We start from the raw sequence: 16466 nt of genomic DNA, 5'->3' as shown, positions 1-16466 counted from the left end.
CCGACTTTCCTATAATTTAGTTGAGTTTTTTGTTATGTGCGCCACTGGAAGCTGCAACTTCCGGGCGCATTTTTATTGTCTTTACGCCTATCCTATCCAAATGATTTGCCAGATCCGACAAGTATGCAATCGCATTATTCTTGTAATACTCGGATGTACCGTCAACCCTTTCCAGCGACTGCAGTTTGTTGATCATCTTATCAATCTCTGACGTTCTCATGCTCTTACGCTGCTTCTCTTCTGGCATGCTCTCTCGCCTCCCTTATTTTCCTTTTCCGGTACTGCCATTCCCGTATCCGGAAATATTCCAGTGCAAATGCTCCAGTAGTAAGTGTTGTGATTCCAAGTGCTGCATATAAGTAAAACAGCTCCTGACTTTTCACTGAGCACGCACCAGCCATCATCAAGATTCCGGTAATGCTTGCCGTTACGCTAAGTGTCTTTGCGATCTTGTAAAACATCTCTTATCCCTCCTTTGCTTGTCCAACTGGTTCCGCTTACGCGGTTTTCTCCTGCTGGTACCCAAAATGCTCTACAAACTTTCTGGTCATTTCCATGACTGCCTTTTGCTTTTCCTCCGGCATCATGGTTGCCATGTCAATTTCTTTTCCATCAATTTCTGCAATAAAAATATGTTGCAAATCCACCACCTCTCTTTAAACTATGCGATGCTGGTTGTACTTGTTGATTTACCCTGTTGAATTCTTCTTATTTCCCTTTAACACCACAATATTTTTGTCTCATCCTGTCCTTTCATAACGGATCGAAACTCGGCGTCCAATATGAAGCGTTTCTCATCAAGCGCATCATTTCCGTGATATTCGTCTCGCTTATAGTTTTTTTTGATAACCGTATCTAACCCGAATATTACCATTTTCTCTGAATATCCCCTAAGCAATGCTCTCCGTGCTAACTTTTGCAGTCCTCGGAAACTAATGCGGTCAGATAGCTCTGGATACTGATTAACAAGCTTTCTTGCGATTTGTGTCTCGCCTACATCTTGATTCATAATTTTAATCACACTCCATAGATAACTGGGCGTTGTATTCTTGAATCATAATCCTTGTATTTGTACACGGCTGCCAATTCTTTACATACTGCACAGCTTCATCGAATTTCTTTTTTGGAACATTATTTCTCGCATTGACATTAAAGTAATGTTTCAAATCTCTGTTGCATTCCGCAAATACCTTTTTACTGATTTCTTTATAGGCATTACTTTCTTTCCCGCCAAGTGCATCAATAACCACTCTGCTGACTGTATCGCCAAGCGCCATCTGCTGACCGTAATCAATAGTCATATTCTGCTCAAGATCAGCGATTCTGTCTTCGTGGTTATCGATCATACCAAGCTGAATACGCAACATCTCCTGTGGTGTAAGCGGCTTCTGATAAGAACCAGTCTTTCTGATAGCTGGAAGCACCTCGCTTGTCACCCAGCGTTTGAATCTCTTAGCTGACTCCAGCTTACTTCCGAAGATTAAAGCATATAAGCCAGACTCGTTGATGACCGTTACTTCTCTTCTCTGACCTGCGTACTCGATTTGGGTACTCAGCTTATCTTCCTCACTTACATGAGTTGGAACTGCATTTTTAGGATTTGCATAACCAAGTGCTGTTGCCACGTCTTTTCCTACAAAATATGTTTCATTATTAAGTTGTACTGTTCGGATTTCCCCGAACTCTTCTGAATTGAAAATTTGTAATTCTTTCATTTACGCCTCCTTTAGTATCTTCGAAAGTTACTCATGTGCAAAAAAAATAGGCATTGGATCATCTATATGTAGTTCATCAATCATAATTTGAATCTCATCACTACCAAAAACACCATTTTTCATCTTTTCATAAAATGTTTTTGGCGTAACGCCTATCATTTTGGCAACATCTGTTTGAGATAATCCATTTTTAGCAATTATCCCTCTCAGTTCATTTGTCTTTATCACACTTTCACCTCCGTATCTTTTTAAGTTACTCTTAGTATATCACATTTCGGTAACTTGTCAAGATATTTTTTATTGCAATTACAACATTTTTGTGCTATTATAAAGTTACTTCATAAAGGAGGAACTAAACATGACTGTTGGTGAACGTATAAAAGAAATTAGGAACAAACTAGGAATGAGTCAGGTTGATTTTGCTGACAAAATAAATGTATCCAAACAAACACTATATAAGTATGAAAATAATATCATTACAAATATTCCCTCTGACAAAATAGAGGCTGCTGCTCATCTCGGCAACGTTTCTCCAGCGTATCTGATGGGATGGACTGTTAGTGATGGTGATATTGCAAATGCTTTTATCAATGATAATTTGGAAGATATAATTGATAGCATAAAAGATTTTTCACCTTCCGAAAAAGAACATTTTAAAAATTATTTACACTTACACGAAATAAACCGAAAGGATATTGACAAATACACTACTCAGTTGCTATCACTTCAGGAAATGCAAACAAGTCCACAACTTAATGCTGCGCACACACGTACAGATATAAATATTCCTGAAGGAACAGATACATCAGATAATGATGTTATGGATGATGATAATTTTTAAGGAGATAATTTATGGGATTTTTCAATTTTTTCAAAAAAGAAGTACCAAAGCCAAAACCTACTGTTCCTGCTGTTAAAACTGTGACTGTCGAAGATATGAAGCTCTTCCCTAATATAGGATATGATTTTACAAACATTAAAGTTTATAAACATACTCCTAATTCCGATCCGTGTTATCTCATTGAAGGAATAAATCTTAATAAGGCAAGAGAGGACTTGAAAAAAATCAATAGTATAATCAAAGAACATGCCAAAACGGATAAAATTTTTTCTCGTTTCAGTATTGATGTTGCAACTGCTCGATTTTCATCTGAAGGCATGAAATCTGGACACGATGACTTTTGCTGTTTGTTTTGTTCTCCTACTACCAAGAGTGGTAAACCCGCTAAATTTCCTCTAAGTATGAGAATTGCCCCATTATCTTCGGATGAGGTTTGGAAACGCGAATCTTCAAAAACAGGGAAAACTATACATGGACGGATATATTATCTTGCGGATGGTAGTATTGGCAAAGTCGAAATCTATTGTTGGCAGGGCGGTAATGGATATTTTATAAAAGAAAATTATACTTTGAAAAAGAAAAATTGATCTTTAGGGGGTGTTAGCAATAAACACTTATGAAGCACTTTTAGATGAGGCCAGCGATATTGGTCTCACAGTAAAAGAAAAACCTCTAAAATATAATAATGGTCGAATCAAAGGTAGTCGAATTGCAATCCGGCAGGATATTACTACAACCACAGAAAAATCCTGTGTCCTTGCCGAAGAACTCGGACACCACTACACTTCCGTTGGCAATATTCTTGATATGACATCTGCTGCCAACCGAAAACAGGAACGTCAGGCAAGACTCTGGGCGTACAACAAGCAGATCGGTCTGATCGGACTGGTACGAGCCTTTGAGCATGGCTGCCAGAACCGGTTTGAAATCGCTGAATACCTGGAAGTGACAGAAGAATTTCTGGAAGAATGTATTGAATGTTACCGGAATAAGTACGGGATTTGTAAACGGGTAGATAATTATGTGGTGTATTTTATACCACAGTTGTCTGTGATGAAATTGGTATAACCGCATATGCGATTATATAGAAACACTTTTTATGAGGAGGAAAAATTATGAAAAAGAAACTTGTAGCATTGATTCTGATTGGAAGCATGGCACTGTCATTTACAGCCTGCGGCAATAGCTCCGCTTCATCAAAAGAAGCAAAGGAATCATCCAAGAAGACAGAAGCATCTACCGAAACTCCAAAAGAGGAAGCAAAGGAAGAAGTCAAAGAACCTGTTGTGCTTACTGGAAAATGGGAGTACAAAGATGATGACGGTACTTGGATGCAGGCAGATATTACAGAGGATACCATCACAATAAACTGGATCATGGATGAAGGAAACACGACTGCTGTTTACTGGGTTGGAACCTATACTGCTCCTACAGAATATTCTGAAGAATATACTTGGACATCTACCAGAGACAAAGAAGCAACCGATTCCGCTCTTCTTGCTTCTCTGGATGATACAAAAGAGTTTTCTTATTCTGATTCAAGCAAACAGATTACCTATCAGGTAACAGTTTCCGGAATAACAAAAACTATAGCACTTAGCGAAACAGACTAATTTTAATATATGACCGCGCTTTTGTGATTATATAAATACTACATTCCATAAGAAGGAGGACAAACTTTATGAGAAGAAAAATTGTAGCACTAATGTTGGCTGGAGTTATGGCAACATCTTTTACTGCGTGTGGAGGTTCTTCTGCAAGTGACTCTAGTTCGCAGAAAACTTCAAACAGTAATTCTGTATCGCAGAAAAAAGAAGAGAAGAAAGAGGCCGAAAAGCAGGAAGCATCTATTGCAGAAAGTGGGTACTATATCAGTGATGATGGAATGGGCGATGTCTATGCTTATTATGGCGTAACTTTAAACAATCCAAATGCTGATTGGGCGATGCAGCTTCCGGTTTTAACCATCACAGCCAAAGGAGAGGATGGTTCTATTGTTGGAACTTCTGATCAGACACTCTTCTATATCGCGCCAAACGACACTATTTCTTTTGGAAGTGTTATCGACTGTAACGGAAAGGTGCCTGCCACTGTAGAATTTTCGATTCACTCTGGAACTTTCGTTCCTGGGGATACATCGGGAATCATTCCGGTATCTTCATTCTCGGTTTCCAATACAAGTGAAATAGTTCAGGATTATGGCGCTGTTTCTTATACCGGAGAAGTTGCAAATAACAGTGATTCCGATATTGACATGGTTGCCGTCACTGTCCTGTTGAAAAGCAATGGTTCCATCGTTTATGGAGATACTACTTATGTAGACAACATGACAGCTGGCACAACAAAACCTTTTGAACTATCCGAATACAACCTTCCAGAACATGACGAATACGTTATTTCCGTACAAGGCTGGTAAATAAATAAAAACCGCTCCTGCGCCAACAGGAACGGTCGAGCGATGAAACATACGCCAATATGTTTCTCTATTAAGTACTCCGAAGAGATACCCAATTTCCAAATAATATTGTATCATCTTCGGAGCAGCCACGCAAGAGAACAAAAGTTCTCGGGCTGTTATTTTTGTACCCTTTTTTACATAAAATACAAAGGAGCTGATACAATGAGCCTAAAATATGCATACGGATATATCCGTGTATCCACCCACGATCAGGAAGAAATCTCTCCGGATTCCCAGGAGCATCTCCTCCGGGATTATGCAGCCAAAAATAATATTGTAATCTTGAAGATCTTCACGGATCTCGGTATCTCTGGAAGAAAAGCGGATAAACGCCCAGGATTTCAAGAAATGATTGGTCTGGCCAAAGGTCCGGATCATCCGGTTGACTGCATCCTGGTATGGAAATTCAGTCGGTTCGCCCGGAATCAGGAAGAGTCCATTGTGTATAAATCTCTTTTAAAGAAGCAACATAATGTAGATGTGATCAGTATCTCCGAGCCACTGGCAGACGGTCCGTTCGGCTCTCTGATCGAACGTATCATAGAGTGGATGGATGAATACTACTCCATTCGCTTATCCGGCGAGGTATTCCGTGGCATGAAAGAAAACGCCACCCGCGGTGCATACCAGGCAAGACCGCCACTTGGCTATAAAGTTATAGAACGTGGCAAGCCTCCGGTTATCGTTCCGGAAGAAGCTGCAATTGTCCGTATGATCTTTGATAAATATGTAAATGGGAAAATGAGTTTCTTTGATATTGCCCGACATCTGAACTCTCTCGGACTGAAAACATCCCACGGGAAAGCTTTTGAACGGCGCAGTATCGAATATATTATTCAAAATCCATCCTACTGCGGTATGATCCGATGGAACCGGATAGAAAACGCCACCAACCGGATCAAAGACCAGGACGAGTGGATCATTGCTGACGGAATGCAGGAGGCGATTATAAGTAAAGAACTCTTCGATGCCGCCCAGGAACGCCTGAAAAAGATCTATAAACCGGTTGGAAAGCGCCCCTCTTCTACATATAAGCACTGGCTGTCCGGACTGCTGAAATGCCCGGTATGCGGGCGCACACTGACCGCTACGACCATGAAGCGTGCCAACGGGGAAAAGTATGCGTACTTCTCCTGCTACGGATACAGCAAAGGAAAATGCGATAAACCACACGGTGTAAGCTCTCTGGTGATCGAAAAAGAAGTCCTGAAAGCATTAGAAGAAGCTCTTGGTTCCAATTCGATTGTTTATGAAATGCGCGAAATTCGCCCACAGGAGCTTTCTAATGAGCGTACCCTTATAAGTGAACGCCTTGCCAGTTTGAAAGGCAAAGAGGACAGGATACGTGCGTCATACAGAGAGGGTATTGATACACTGGAAGAATATAAAGAAAATAAAGCTCTGATTGCCAAAGAAAGAGACTCTCTGGAACGGCAGCTTGCAGAGCTGGAAGAAAATACGCCGGATAAGATTCTGGATGATCCTACTCCTAAAATGCTGGATCGGGTAAGCTCCGTCCATGATATTCTGGTTTCTGATTCTTACTCTCTTGTCCAGAAAAATGAAGCTTTAAAGCAGATTATAGATAAGATTGTTTACGATCGGGAATCCGATACTCTGAAAATTCATTTCTTTTTATACCACTCATAATGCCGGAAACCCTCGTATTTACGGGCTTTCCGGCTACTTTATAGGTTGTAACAATTTGGTCATCCAGTTCGGACACTGAACCTGTCTTCCGTCACAGTATTGTGTCAGAATCGGCTGCCTTACATTCGGTCTGGAAAGATAATCTGCAAACAGTTCGTCCACCACTGTAGAAATGGAGTCAAAAACATTACGTTCCGGAATCCATTTGTGATCAAAAGCCGTAGAAGATGTAATTGTGAAATCATAGCCCTGATTGCGATACCATTCGGTGTAAACCCGGTTCAGCGTAAAAGACATGATTGCCAGTACATTTGCCCGGATCGTATTTTCCGGCCAGGTTGCATAGATTTCACTGGAAGCAACATTTTTGATATAATCTTTATATTTTACATAATAATTCTGTGCGGTAGAATCGCGTGGTGAGCCATTGTGCACAACGATGTATTCCGGCACGACAACTCTGCTTAGCACAATCTCACCGGTTTCGTTTACTGGTTTAATCTCATTTTCCGGGATTTTCGGCGGATACACACCGTACAGAGTATGTGCAGGAATCACAAAGATTTCCGGGGTCTGGTCTTCCGGGACAAGTGGACGCAGACGAATCTTCTGAATTGCCGTCACACCGGCCAGTATCTCCGTTCCTGCGATGCTGACCGGCTCGAATCCCGGAGCGTTTACTTCCAGGGTATATTCCGCATATGGCTGTTCTTCATTTGTCACATCCAGGCTATACTCCACAGGCGGTGCGTCAAGCTCAATGGTTTCACTTTGTCCGGAGCTGTCGGTTGTCAGTTCTTCCAGGGGGGTTTCCGGAATACCTGTATAGGAAATACGGATTGACGCATCTGGAACGGGAAAAGAATCAATAGACGAAGTAATCTGTATCTGCAACTTCCCCCGGTCAGAAGTCTGCATGGCTTTCAAAAATCTCATAGCTGATATCCTCAAGGCTTTTTATACTGTCAGAAACACTATATGCAAAAAATATCCTTGTTGTGCAAAAATGAAGGGTATGTTATGATGAAACATACAGATGAGTATTTGGAGGAATTGAATAGATTATGCGAAAAAAGAGGCATCAAACCGGAAAAATTTTTTCGTTCATTCTTTTGGGGCTTGGCTGTCTCTGTCTTATATCCGGAGGAATCCTGATCGGCAGACAAATGTCAGCCAATCCGAAGGCAGAGAGTTCCGCGCGGGAAAAAGTTCCTTACGAACAGGAAAAAATTACGGATGCAGAGGTCACCGGAGAATTCTACTATGAACAGCTTTCTGATGAAGAGCAAACGGTTTATCGGGAAATTCTTCAGGGTATCCAGGAAAATAAAAAAGAAATTTATCTGCATTGCAGCAACGCGGATACTGCAAATGAAGTATTTCAGAATGTGTTAAATGACAGACCGGAAATTTTCTGGTGTGATGGAAATGCAACTTCCACAGAATATTCTCAGTCTGAAGGACAGAGCCGATATGTAGTAATAGAACCCAATTATCTTTATGAGGGAGAAGAAAAAGAACAACGGAATCAGGAGATTGAATCGGCAAGAGACACCTGTCTTTCTGGCATTTCAGACCTTTCAGATGAATATGAAAAGATCAAATACATTTACACCTATCTCATAGATAACGTAGATTATGATCTTGATGCACCGGATAACCAGAACATTTACAGTGCTCTTGTCGGAAAAAGATCGGTTTGTGCCGGCTATGCAAAAAGCTGCCAGTATCTGCTGCAGCAACTGGGTATTTCCTGTATCTATGTAACCGGACAGACTACAGATCCAAATGGAGGTGTCGCAGACCATGCATGGAATATTGTTCAGTGCAATGGTCAGTATTATTATGTAGATGCAACCTGGGGAGATCCGATATTTCTCGGCGAAGCTAATGGCTATCAGATACCGAACCTGATTGCTTACGATTATCTCTGCTGCAGTGAAAAAGAGCTTAAAAAAACACATACGATCAGCACGGACTATTTATATCCGGCATGTCAGTCTGAAGATCTGAACTATTATCAGCTGAACGGCATGTATTATGATACCTATGAGCCTGATATGCTGCGGGAAGTGATCGACAGATCGATTGAGCACCAGGAGGCTTATACGATATTTAAAATGTCAGATGATGCAGTCTATCAGCAGGTTGTGGATGAAATGCACGAAAACCTCATGGAACAAGGTGCAGGATACCTGGGTGAGCTGTATGGACTTTGGCAGGTTTCTTATTCATACAGTGAAGAAGCATCCCTTAACAAATTTATTATTTACTGGTTTTATGAATAAAAAGATAGTGGGCAGAACAATTGCCCACTATCTTTTTATCTACAGCGTCGTTTCCAGATTGCTTCCCGAAATGTAAGCCGCAAGCTTTTCACCCAGCAGTTTATATTTTTCGCCTTCTAACAGTGGATCATCACTCAGGATTTCACCCGCTGCTTCCCCTGCTTTTTTCAGAAGCTCCGAATCCTGGAACACATCTCCGATCCGGAAATCCATCAGTCCGCTCTGCCGGATTCCAAAAAGGTCTCCTGGTCCCCGAAGCTTCAGATCTTCATTCGCAATAAAAAATCCATCATTGGATTTGTTCAGGATCTCAAGTCGCTTTTTTGTCTCTTTCGTCTTCGAACCACTCATAAAAATACAATAGGACTGATGTCTGCCACGTCCTACGCGCCCGCGGAGCTGATGAAGCTGTGCCAGTCCAAAACGCTCAGCATTCTCCACCATGATCACCGTGGCATTCGGCACATTGATGCCAACCTCGATAACTGTTGTTGACACCAGGATCTGAATCTCATTCTTTGCAAATGCTCCCATGATCTCGTCTTTTTCTGCCTGTTTCATCCGCCCATGAAGCGCAGCGATCCGGATCTGGTCACCCATCTCACTTTGAAGAAGCTGTGCATAGTCAAGGACATTCTCCGCATCCATTGCCTCACTCTCTTCTACCATCGGACAGATCACATAGCACTGTCTTCCTTCGGCGACCTGCTTTTGCATAAAGCGGTAGGCAGTCGGCCGGTAACTGGTATCTACCACACAGTTCTTGATTGGCAGACGGTTTGCCGGAAGTTCATCAATCACCGAAATATCCAGATCCCCATATAAAATGATTGCCAGTGTTCGAGGAATCGGTGTCGCACTCATAACAAGAATATGAGGAATTTGTCCTTTTCCTGCAAGTGCCTCTCTCTGACGGACACCAAATCGGTGCTGTTCATCGGTAACAACAAGTGCCAGATTCTGGTATTCCACCTTCTCCTGGATCAGTGCATGGGTTCCCAGAACAATCTGCACTTCTCCCGCAGCAATCCTCTGATAAGCTTCCCTTTTTTCCTTTGCTGTCATCGACCCGGTCAGAAGCTCTGTTTTCACCGGAATCTGATACTCTTCCAGCATCTCTGTGATTGATTCGTAATGCTGCTTGGCCAGAACTTCTGTCGGAGCCATCATTGCGCCCTGATAACCGTTCAGTGCCGCCAGAAGAAGAGCCAGAAGCGCTACTATTGTCTTACCTGAGCCAACATCCCCCTGGATCAGGCGTGACATCACAAGTTTTCCGCACATCTCCTCCTGGATCTGTTCCCAGACTCTCTTCTGTGCTCCGGTCAGTTCATATGGCAGATTTGCAAGAAAGCGGTCGATTTCCGACCGCCTTTTTATCACAAATCCGTTTTCTGCACGCTCATTTCGCTCTCTCGTCCTGCGAAGAGCAAGCACGAAAATTAAAAATTCTTCAAATACAAGTCTCTCTCTTGCATGGTAAAATTCTGCCTTATCCAATGGAAAATGTATCCCGCGGATCGCATAGTTATACTCAGCCAGATGATATCGAAAGCGCAGATCTTTCGGTAGATCATCGGAGACGAGATCCAGATATTCCATCGCACCTTTAACCGCTTTTGCTACTGCATTGTTCGTCATACCGGCAGTTAACGGATAAATCGGCTGAAGAGTTCCGCACTTTTTATCGTAACTCTCCGGTGGTGAAAATAACTCTGGATGCTCCATAATCAGCTGATCCTTTTTGGAAACTACCCGTCCTCTTATGATAACCGGCATTCCTGGCTTCAATGAATTGCGCAGAAATGGCATCCGAAACCAGATCACCTTCAAAGTACCAGTCAGATCTTTTACGTATGCTGTCGTAATCTGCATACGCTTTTCTCCTCCAACCTGTACTCTTCCGTATATCACGCCTTTTACCGTGCTGATCTTTCCTTCTTCCAGCTCTCCTACGCTTACCGGCTCTTCATATACATCATATCCTCTGGGATAATAACGGAGCAGATCACCGATGGTAAAAATTCCCATCTTGTGAAACAGTTCCTCGGTTTTTGCCCCGATTCCTTTCAAGTTACGGATTTCTGACTGCTCATTCATAAGCCTATTCTACCGCCAGCACATAGTAGTAAATCGGCTGTCCGCCCATGTGTGCATCTACGTCCATATCCGGATATAATTCTTCAATCTCTGCTGTCAGCTTTTCTGCTTCTTCTTCGGAAACTTCTTCTCCATAATAGAGACTGATCAGTTCAGAATCATCATTTACCAGCTGTGCCAGCATGTCCTTTGTAGTGCCATCGACAGACTTGCCAACTGCAAGGATACCTGCATCACCAATTCCCATGATATCACCTTCATGGATTTCTTTATCATCGATGTGGGTATCCCGGACAGCATAAGTTACCTGACCTGTCTTTACACATTTGATTGCTTCCAGCATCGTCTCTTCATTTGTATCTACATCTTCTTCTGCATTGTAATTCAGAACTGCTGTGATTCCCTGCGGAACGGTCTTTGTCGGAATTACGATAATATCCTTGTCTTCTGTCAGATCACGCGCCTGATTTGCAGCCATTACAATATTCTTATTATTCGGAAGAATGTAAATATAGTCTGCATTTACATGATCGATCGCTGTCAGCATATCCTCCGTACTCGGGTTCATGGTCTGACCACCCTCGATAATGTAGTCCACGCCAAGTTCTTTGAAGATTTCATTTAATCCTTCTCCGATCGAAACAGCAATAAATCCGACTTTTTTACGTGGCTCTTTGGCTTTTTCTTTCTCTTTCTGGGCTGCTGCAAGCTTTTCTGCATCTTTGATCAGCTTTTCCTGATGCTCTTCACGCATATTATCAATCTTCATGCGGGATAACTGTCCATAAGTAAGTGCTTTCTGGATTGCAAGTCCCGGATCGTTCGTATGAACATGGATCTTAACAACGTCTTCATCAGCTACACATACGATAGAATCACCAATCGATTCCAGATAAGCCTTAAATTCTACTTCATCCTTATCTGTAAATTCTTTGTCCAGGAGAATAATAAATTCGGTACAGTATCCAAATTTGATATCCACTGTACTCTCAGTTTCAACCTTTGTTGCATTAACAGCCGGAGAAGCCGGTGCAAGTGCACTGTAGTCAATCTCTTTGCCGAGGAATGCATCATATGCCCCGCGCAGTACTTCCAGAAGTCCCTGTCCGCCGGAATCTACAACACCTGCCTCCTTTAATACCGGAAGCATATCCGGAGTCTTTGCCAGAACAGTCTCTGCCTCTTCAATCAGCTTCGGAAGAAATTCTTCCAGATCATCTGTCTCCTCTGCAAGTGTCTGAGCCTTTTCAGCCACCCCTTTTGCAACGGTAAGAATCGTACCTTCCTTCGGCTTCATAACAGCCTTATACGCTGTCTCTTTTGCACGTACAGCTGCTCTTGCAAGTGCAGGTACATCAATTTCACTTTCCGTCTTGATGGATTTTGTGAATCCACGAAGCAGCTGGGAAAGAATAACACCGGAGTTACCTCTTGCACCACGGAGAGAACCGGATGAAATTGCCTTAGCAAGAGAAGCCATATCCATGCCTTCCAGTGCAGTTACTTCTTTCGCTGCCGCCATAATTGTCATAGACATATTGGTTCCTGTATCACCATCCGGTACAGGGAACACGTTCAGTTCATTGATATATTCCTTTTTTGCTTCTATATTCTGTGCGCCTGCAAGAAACATCTTCGCAAGCAGTTCTACATCGATACTCTTTGTTGCCACAACAAGTTCCTCCTTAATTAGTCGATCACGCGGACGCCTTCGATATAGATGTTGATCTTATCGACGCTCATACCTGTAAATTCTTCAACTTTATACTTCACGTTGCTGATCAGATTGTCTGTTACTGCTGAAATACTTACTCCGTAAGCTACGATCACATGAAAATTAAGTGTAATCTTATTCTCATCAGAGATTCCAACCTGGATTCCCTTCGTAAGGCTTTCTTTTTTCAAAAGTTTTACCAGACCATCTTTCATGCTGACAGCTGCCATACCGACAATTCCAAAACATTCAACTGCTACAGATCCTGCATATTTTGCGATCACTTCCGGATCGATCGTGATGATTCCTAAATCAGTACTCATACTTCCCTTCATATGCCATCCTCCAATTCTCAAAATTCATATCAATAAATCTATTTTTAAACGTTGAAAATATTATACTCTATTTCCAATGCTTTTACAACCAATGCATCCTGAATGTACGGCAGCTCGCTTAACAGCTCACTGTCGTACATTCGCCAAATACAAATCCGGATTTGTATTTGGCTCATCATATACGCAAAAAACCGAAGCTTAAAAGCTTCGGTTCTCATCATTCCGCTCAGATTAAGCTCTTTCAACGCGTCCGGATTTCAGGCAGCTTGTACATACGTACATTTTCTGTGTTCCGCCGTTTTCCGTTTTAACTCTAACGGATTTTACGTTAGATTTCCACATCTTAGATGATCTTCTATGAGAGTGACTTACGTTATTTCCGAAATGAGCACCCTTTTCACAAATAGCACATTTACCCATGATTGCACCTCCTAACGATCTGAAATGTCTGCTTACATATCTTGCAGACTCACAACAATAATTATTTTAACAGAAACTTTTAACAATTGCAAGTGTTATTTTCACTTTTATGCATTTTTTGTTTCTTCATTGTGTCCATAATAGCCCTCATACTTCTGTGAGCCATAATATTTGTTATAATATCCCTTCTGGTTCTTACGCTCTACCTTGTTAAGGACAACACCAAGAACGGAAACTCCCGAATTTTCCAGCTGGTCTTTTACATTCTGCACCAGACGGTATTTTGTCTTACCTGCTTCGACAACAATAATAGCGCCATCACTCTGCCGTCCAATGATTGCCGCATCAATAACAAGACCAAGCGGCGGGCAGTCAATGATAATATAATCATAGACATTCTTCATGGACTCCAACATACCGGTAAAACGTTTGGATTCCAGAAGCTCTGTCGGATTCGGAGCCTCCGGTCCGGAAAGAAGAATATGAAATTTCGGAATATTTGTCGCCATAATCACATCTGCAAGCACACACTGTCCGGAGAGGAAGTGTGACAGCCCTTTATCTGCACCGGTAATCTGAAGTTTCGATGTCATAACAGATTTCCGGATATCCGCATCAACAAGGATCACAGATTTTCCCATGTCTGCAATTGATTCTGCCAGCGCAACAGAAACAGAGCTTTTCCCCTCTCCCGGCACACAGCTTGTTACAAGAATGACTCTTTTATCATCTCCGCAAAACTGCAGATTGGTACGCAATGTCCGGATTGCTTCACGCACCCCGTAGCTTTTCTTTTCAATCGATAAATTAACCTTTTTCACTAAAACACCTGGCTTGACACAGACGACTGTCTTGCAAGAGACGGACGTATCATGGATGGTATGTTAAGTGAACATATGTGTGAAGGATGGTTAGAGGGATATCTTCTGACAGGACGTCACGGATTCTTCGCAAGCTACGAAGCATTCATCCGTATCGTTGACTCTATGGCAGCACAGCATGCAAAATGGCTGAAAGTCTGCAACCAGCTTTCATGGAGACAGCCAATTGCTTCTCTGAACTTTATCCTGACATCCAACGTATGGCAGCAGGATCACAATGGATTTACACATCAGGATCCGGGATTCCTGGATCACATTGCCAACAAAAAGGCAGACGTTGTACGCATGTATTTACCACCGGATACGAACTGCTTACTCTCATGCTTCGACCACTGCATCAAGAGTAAGAACTATGTCAATGCAATCGTAGCATCTAAGCATCCAAGCTGCCAGTGGCTGACTATGGAACAGGCTGTTAAGCATTGTACACAGGGTATCGGTATCTGGGAATGGGCACGTAATGACTGCGGTGAAGAACCGGATGTTGTTATGGCTTGCTGCGGTGACACACCGACACTTGAAATCATGGCTGCTGTTACCATCCTTCGCGATGAAATGCCAGAACTCAAGATCCGCGTTGTCAATGTAGTCGACCTGTTCAAACTGGAATCTGACCACAAACATCCACATGGATTAAGTGATGCAGAATACGATGCAATCTTCACAAAAGACAAACCGGTTATCTTCGCATTCCACGGATATCCGACACTGATCCATGAGCTCACTTATGAACGTCATAACCACAACATTTCCGTTCATGGATATCAGGAAGAAGGTACGATCACAACACCATTCGATATGCGTGTACAGAACCAGATCGACCGTTTCAACCTGGTAAAAGATGCAATCATGCATCTGCCACAGCTTGGTAACAAGGGCTCATTCCTGATTCAGAAGATGAACGACAAACTGGTTGAACACAAACAGTACATTGCTGAATACGGACAGGATCTGGAAGAAATCAGAAACTGGGAATGGCATAAATAACACCAATCGTTTTTCAATCCAAAATTCTACTTTATACTTACAAATATAGAAATGCCCCGGAATTTTATGATCCACACATAAAATTCCGGGGCATTCTTCTTAGCGTTACCTTTCTTTACATGCTGCCACACCCACACGGCAGACATCTGCTTTGAACTCCCTTTTCTCTTAGTTCTGACTACTTAAGAACTTCTGAAACTCCTTCGATGCAATACTCTGCGGGTACTCCATATCATAGATCAGAATGATGTTTCTGGTCGGAAGCTTTTCTTCCACCTCAATCTCAAATACATTTCCCGCCCGTTTTTCTTCTTCGGCAAATTCTTCCGGAACAAAACCGATCCCAAGATTATGCCGGACTGCCGGTAAGATCAGGTCTGTCGTCGCAAGCTCCATATCCGGTGAGAACTGCAGGCCATGTTCTGCGAAATAATCATTCAGGAATTTTCTCGTAAGTGCTTCCGAAGTCAGACTGATCCAGGGATACGCCGACAATTCTTCCAAAGAAACTTTTCTCCCTTTCAGTTCTGTATAACGACTCCCTCCGATCAGAACCTCATGATATTCCCGCAGTTTCTTCATACGCAGCGGCTTATTCACCTGCAGATCCGTTGACACAAACGCCAGATCTACCTTTCCTTCTTTTACAGCGTTCACCGAATCCATGGTACTGTTATTTAAGATTTTGAAATGCACGTTCGGGTAAATGCTGTTGAACTCCCCCATTGCCCGGAACAGGAAACAATGCAGGGCTGTCTCGGTCGCACTGATATAGATCGTTCCATTCTCCAGGCTGATCAGATTGCTCAGATCACTCTCCCCTTTAAAGAACTGGGCACATCCTGCCGCCACATAGCTGTAGAAGGTTCTTCCCTCCGGTGTCAGCTTCATTCCGGATTTGCTTCTGGTAAATAACCGGCAGCCCAATTCATTTTCCAGATTGTGTATCGTTCTCGTCACCGCCGGCTGGCTTGTCTTTAATACGCTGGATGCTTTCGTAAGATTCTCATACTTTGCCACATAATAAAAAACTTTATAATATTCAAAATTCGAATTCATATGCCTCTCCTTTGCTGT

General features: G+C 42.4%; 20 protein-coding genes and 2 pseudogenes. 9 read left to right on the top strand and 13 right to left on the bottom strand.

Features of this window, described 5'->3' with window-relative positions:
* Window positions 1–16: 16 nt before the first annotated feature.
* The 6 genes from ACYQ5K_RS15360 to ACYQ5K_RS15335 all read right to left on the bottom strand — a co-directional run bounded on the left by ACYQ5K_RS15360 (window position 17) and on the right by ACYQ5K_RS15335 (window position 1943).
* Window positions 17–247, bottom strand: a complete 231-nt coding sequence (locus ACYQ5K_RS15360) for a hypothetical protein (protein WP_459777877.1) — start codon at window positions 245–247, stop codon at window positions 17–19.
* Window positions 225–461, bottom strand: a complete 237-nt coding sequence (locus tag ACYQ5K_RS15355; protein ID WP_346997661.1) for a hypothetical protein — start codon at window positions 459–461, stop codon at window positions 225–227. Before ACYQ5K_RS15355 ends, ACYQ5K_RS15360 begins: the two co-directional genes overlap by 23 nt.
* Window positions 462–497: 36 nt before the next feature.
* On the bottom strand, window positions 498–641 hold the full coding sequence (locus ACYQ5K_RS15350) for a hypothetical protein (protein WP_173825994.1): 144 nt from the start codon (window positions 639–641) through the stop codon (window positions 498–500).
* A gap of 77 nt (window positions 642–718) precedes the next feature.
* Window positions 719–1009: a hypothetical protein gene (locus ACYQ5K_RS15345; protein WP_459777876.1), complete on the bottom strand. Its 291-nt coding sequence runs from the start codon at window positions 1007–1009 to the stop codon at window positions 719–721.
* Between the two features lie 4 nt (window positions 1010–1013).
* Complete coding sequence (locus tag ACYQ5K_RS15340) at window positions 1014–1715, bottom strand: BRO family protein (RefSeq protein WP_459777875.1); 702 nt, start codon at window positions 1713–1715, stop codon at window positions 1014–1016.
* A 27-nt stretch (window positions 1716–1742) separates the two neighbouring features.
* Window positions 1743–1943: a transcriptional regulator gene (locus tag ACYQ5K_RS15335; RefSeq protein ID WP_055260623.1), complete on the bottom strand. Its 201-nt coding sequence runs from the start codon at window positions 1941–1943 to the stop codon at window positions 1743–1745.
* A gap of 130 nt (window positions 1944–2073) precedes the next feature.
* On the opposite strand from ACYQ5K_RS15335, the gene ACYQ5K_RS15330 reads away from it, so the two are divergent.
* From ACYQ5K_RS15330 to ACYQ5K_RS15305, 6 genes are all read left to right on the top strand, one after another.
* On the top strand, window positions 2074–2556 hold the full coding sequence (locus tag ACYQ5K_RS15330; RefSeq protein WP_055260621.1) for a helix-turn-helix domain-containing protein: 483 nt from the start codon (window positions 2074–2076) through the stop codon (window positions 2554–2556).
* An 11-nt stretch (window positions 2557–2567) separates the two neighbouring features.
* A complete protein-coding gene (locus ACYQ5K_RS15325) occupies window positions 2568–3143 on the top strand; it encodes a hypothetical protein (RefSeq protein WP_055260619.1) in 576 nt (191 codons plus the stop codon).
* Window positions 3144–3162: 19 nt separating this feature from the next.
* Entirely contained in the window at window positions 3163–3624 is a 462-nt protein-coding gene (locus ACYQ5K_RS15320; protein WP_277286078.1) for an ImmA/IrrE family metallo-endopeptidase, read from the top strand.
* 47 nt (window positions 3625–3671) lie between these two features.
* Window positions 3672–4169, top strand: a complete 498-nt coding sequence (locus tag ACYQ5K_RS15315; protein WP_459777874.1) for a hypothetical protein — start codon at window positions 3672–3674, stop codon at window positions 4167–4169.
* A gap of 68 nt (window positions 4170–4237) precedes the next feature.
* Window positions 4238–4972: an FxLYD domain-containing protein gene (locus ACYQ5K_RS15310; RefSeq protein WP_173689407.1), complete on the top strand. Its 735-nt coding sequence runs from the start codon at window positions 4238–4240 to the stop codon at window positions 4970–4972.
* Window positions 4973–5176: 204 nt separating this feature from the next.
* The gene (locus tag ACYQ5K_RS15305) at window positions 5177–6664 is read left to right on the top strand and encodes a recombinase family protein (protein WP_459777873.1); all 1488 of its coding nucleotides are present in this window, start codon (window positions 5177–5179) and stop codon (window positions 6662–6664) included.
* A 54-nt stretch (window positions 6665–6718) separates the two neighbouring features.
* Here ACYQ5K_RS15305 and ACYQ5K_RS15300 read toward each other — a convergent pair.
* Window positions 6719–7600: pseudogene (locus tag ACYQ5K_RS15300) on the bottom strand (carboxypeptidase-like regulatory domain-containing protein); the annotation flags it as partial.
* Window positions 7601–7728: 128 nt separating this feature from the next.
* Between ACYQ5K_RS15300 and ACYQ5K_RS15295 the strand changes: the two are divergent.
* Entirely contained in the window at window positions 7729–8952 is a 1224-nt protein-coding gene (locus tag ACYQ5K_RS15295) for a transglutaminase domain-containing protein (protein WP_173687584.1), read from the top strand.
* 39 nt (window positions 8953–8991) lie between these two features.
* Here ACYQ5K_RS15295 and recG read toward each other — a convergent pair whose 3' ends face one another.
* The 5 genes from recG to ACYQ5K_RS15270 form a co-directional block, all read right to left on the bottom strand.
* Window positions 8992–11052 carry an ATP-dependent DNA helicase RecG gene (gene recG, locus ACYQ5K_RS15290; protein WP_173687585.1) on the bottom strand — a complete coding sequence of 687 codons (2061 nt, stop codon included), beginning with the start codon at window positions 11050–11052 and terminating at the stop codon, window positions 8992–8994.
* A 4-nt stretch (window positions 11053–11056) separates the two neighbouring features.
* Window positions 11057–12724 carry a DAK2 domain-containing protein gene (locus ACYQ5K_RS15285; RefSeq protein WP_173687586.1) on the bottom strand — a complete coding sequence of 556 codons (1668 nt, stop codon included), beginning with the start codon at window positions 12722–12724 and terminating at the stop codon, window positions 11057–11059.
* 17 nt (window positions 12725–12741) lie between these two features.
* Window positions 12742–13101, bottom strand: a complete 360-nt coding sequence (locus ACYQ5K_RS15280; protein ID WP_173687587.1) for an Asp23/Gls24 family envelope stress response protein — start codon at window positions 13099–13101, stop codon at window positions 12742–12744.
* Window positions 13102–13332: 231 nt separating this feature from the next.
* Window positions 13333–13521, bottom strand: a complete 189-nt coding sequence (gene rpmB, locus ACYQ5K_RS15275; RefSeq protein ID WP_459777872.1) for a 50S ribosomal protein L28 — start codon at window positions 13519–13521, stop codon at window positions 13333–13335.
* 107 nt (window positions 13522–13628) lie between these two features.
* The gene (locus ACYQ5K_RS15270; RefSeq protein WP_173687588.1) at window positions 13629–14342 is read right to left on the bottom strand and encodes a CpsD/CapB family tyrosine-protein kinase; all 714 of its coding nucleotides are present in this window, start codon (window positions 14340–14342) and stop codon (window positions 13629–13631) included.
* A gap of 30 nt (window positions 14343–14372) precedes the next feature.
* On the opposite strand from ACYQ5K_RS15270, the pseudogene ACYQ5K_RS15265 reads away from it, so the two are divergent.
* Window positions 14373–14735, top strand: a pseudogene (locus tag ACYQ5K_RS15265) (phosphoketolase); the annotation flags it as partial.
* Window positions 14736–14738: 3 nt separating this feature from the next.
* A complete protein-coding gene (locus ACYQ5K_RS15260; RefSeq protein WP_459777882.1) occupies window positions 14739–15389 on the top strand; it encodes a phosphoketolase family protein in 651 nt (216 codons plus the stop codon).
* 168 nt (window positions 15390–15557) lie between these two features.
* Here the strand turns inward: ACYQ5K_RS15260 and ACYQ5K_RS15255 are convergent, their stop codons facing one another.
* Entirely contained in the window at window positions 15558–16448 is an 891-nt protein-coding gene (locus ACYQ5K_RS15255; RefSeq protein ID WP_173687589.1) for a LysR family transcriptional regulator, read from the bottom strand.
* Between the last annotated feature and the right edge of the window lie 18 nt (window positions 16449–16466).

It is taken from the genome of Allocoprococcus similis, assembly GCF_054660775.1.
The sequence above is the reverse complement of the archived record's forward strand: the minus strand, read 5'-3'. Positions and strand labels throughout refer to the sequence as shown.

Coding starts and splice junctions, on each gene's coding strand:
- ACYQ5K_RS15355 (WP_346997661.1), bottom strand. CDS start 461: ATGTTTTACAAGATCGCAAAGACACTTAGCGTAACGGCAAGCATTACC.
- ACYQ5K_RS15310 (WP_173689407.1), top strand. CDS start 4,238: ATGAGAAGAAAAATTGTAGCACTAATGTTGGCTGGAGTTATGGCAACA.
- ACYQ5K_RS15280 (WP_173687587.1), bottom strand. CDS start 13,101: ATGAAGGGAAGTATGAGTACTGATTTAGGAATCATCACGATCGATCCG.
- ACYQ5K_RS15255 (WP_173687589.1), bottom strand. CDS start 16,448: ATGAATTCGAATTTTGAATATTATAAAGTTTTTTATTATGTGGCAAAG.
- ACYQ5K_RS15360 (WP_459777877.1), bottom strand. CDS start 247: ATGCCAGAAGAGAAGCAGCGTAAGAGCATGAGAACGTCAGAGATTGAT.
- ACYQ5K_RS15340 (WP_459777875.1), bottom strand. CDS start 1,715: ATGAAAGAATTACAAATTTTCAATTCAGAAGAGTTCGGGGAAATCCGA.
- ACYQ5K_RS15295 (WP_173687584.1), top strand. CDS start 7,729: ATGCGAAAAAAGAGGCATCAAACCGGAAAAATTTTTTCGTTCATTCTT.
- ACYQ5K_RS15330 (WP_055260621.1), top strand. CDS start 2,074: ATGACTGTTGGTGAACGTATAAAAGAAATTAGGAACAAACTAGGAATG.
- recG (WP_173687585.1), bottom strand. CDS start 11,052: ATGAATGAGCAGTCAGAAATCCGTAACTTGAAAGGAATCGGGGCAAAA.
- ACYQ5K_RS15325 (WP_055260619.1), top strand. CDS start 2,568: ATGGGATTTTTCAATTTTTTCAAAAAAGAAGTACCAAAGCCAAAACCT.
- ACYQ5K_RS15305 (WP_459777873.1), top strand. CDS start 5,177: ATGAGCCTAAAATATGCATACGGATATATCCGTGTATCCACCCACGAT.
- ACYQ5K_RS15345 (WP_459777876.1), bottom strand. CDS start 1,009: ATGAATCAAGATGTAGGCGAGACACAAATCGCAAGAAAGCTTGTTAAT.
- rpmB (WP_459777872.1), bottom strand. CDS start 13,521: ATGGGTAAATGTGCTATTTGTGAAAAGGGTGCTCATTTCGGAAATAAC.
- ACYQ5K_RS15315 (WP_459777874.1), top strand. CDS start 3,672: ATGAAAAAGAAACTTGTAGCATTGATTCTGATTGGAAGCATGGCACTG.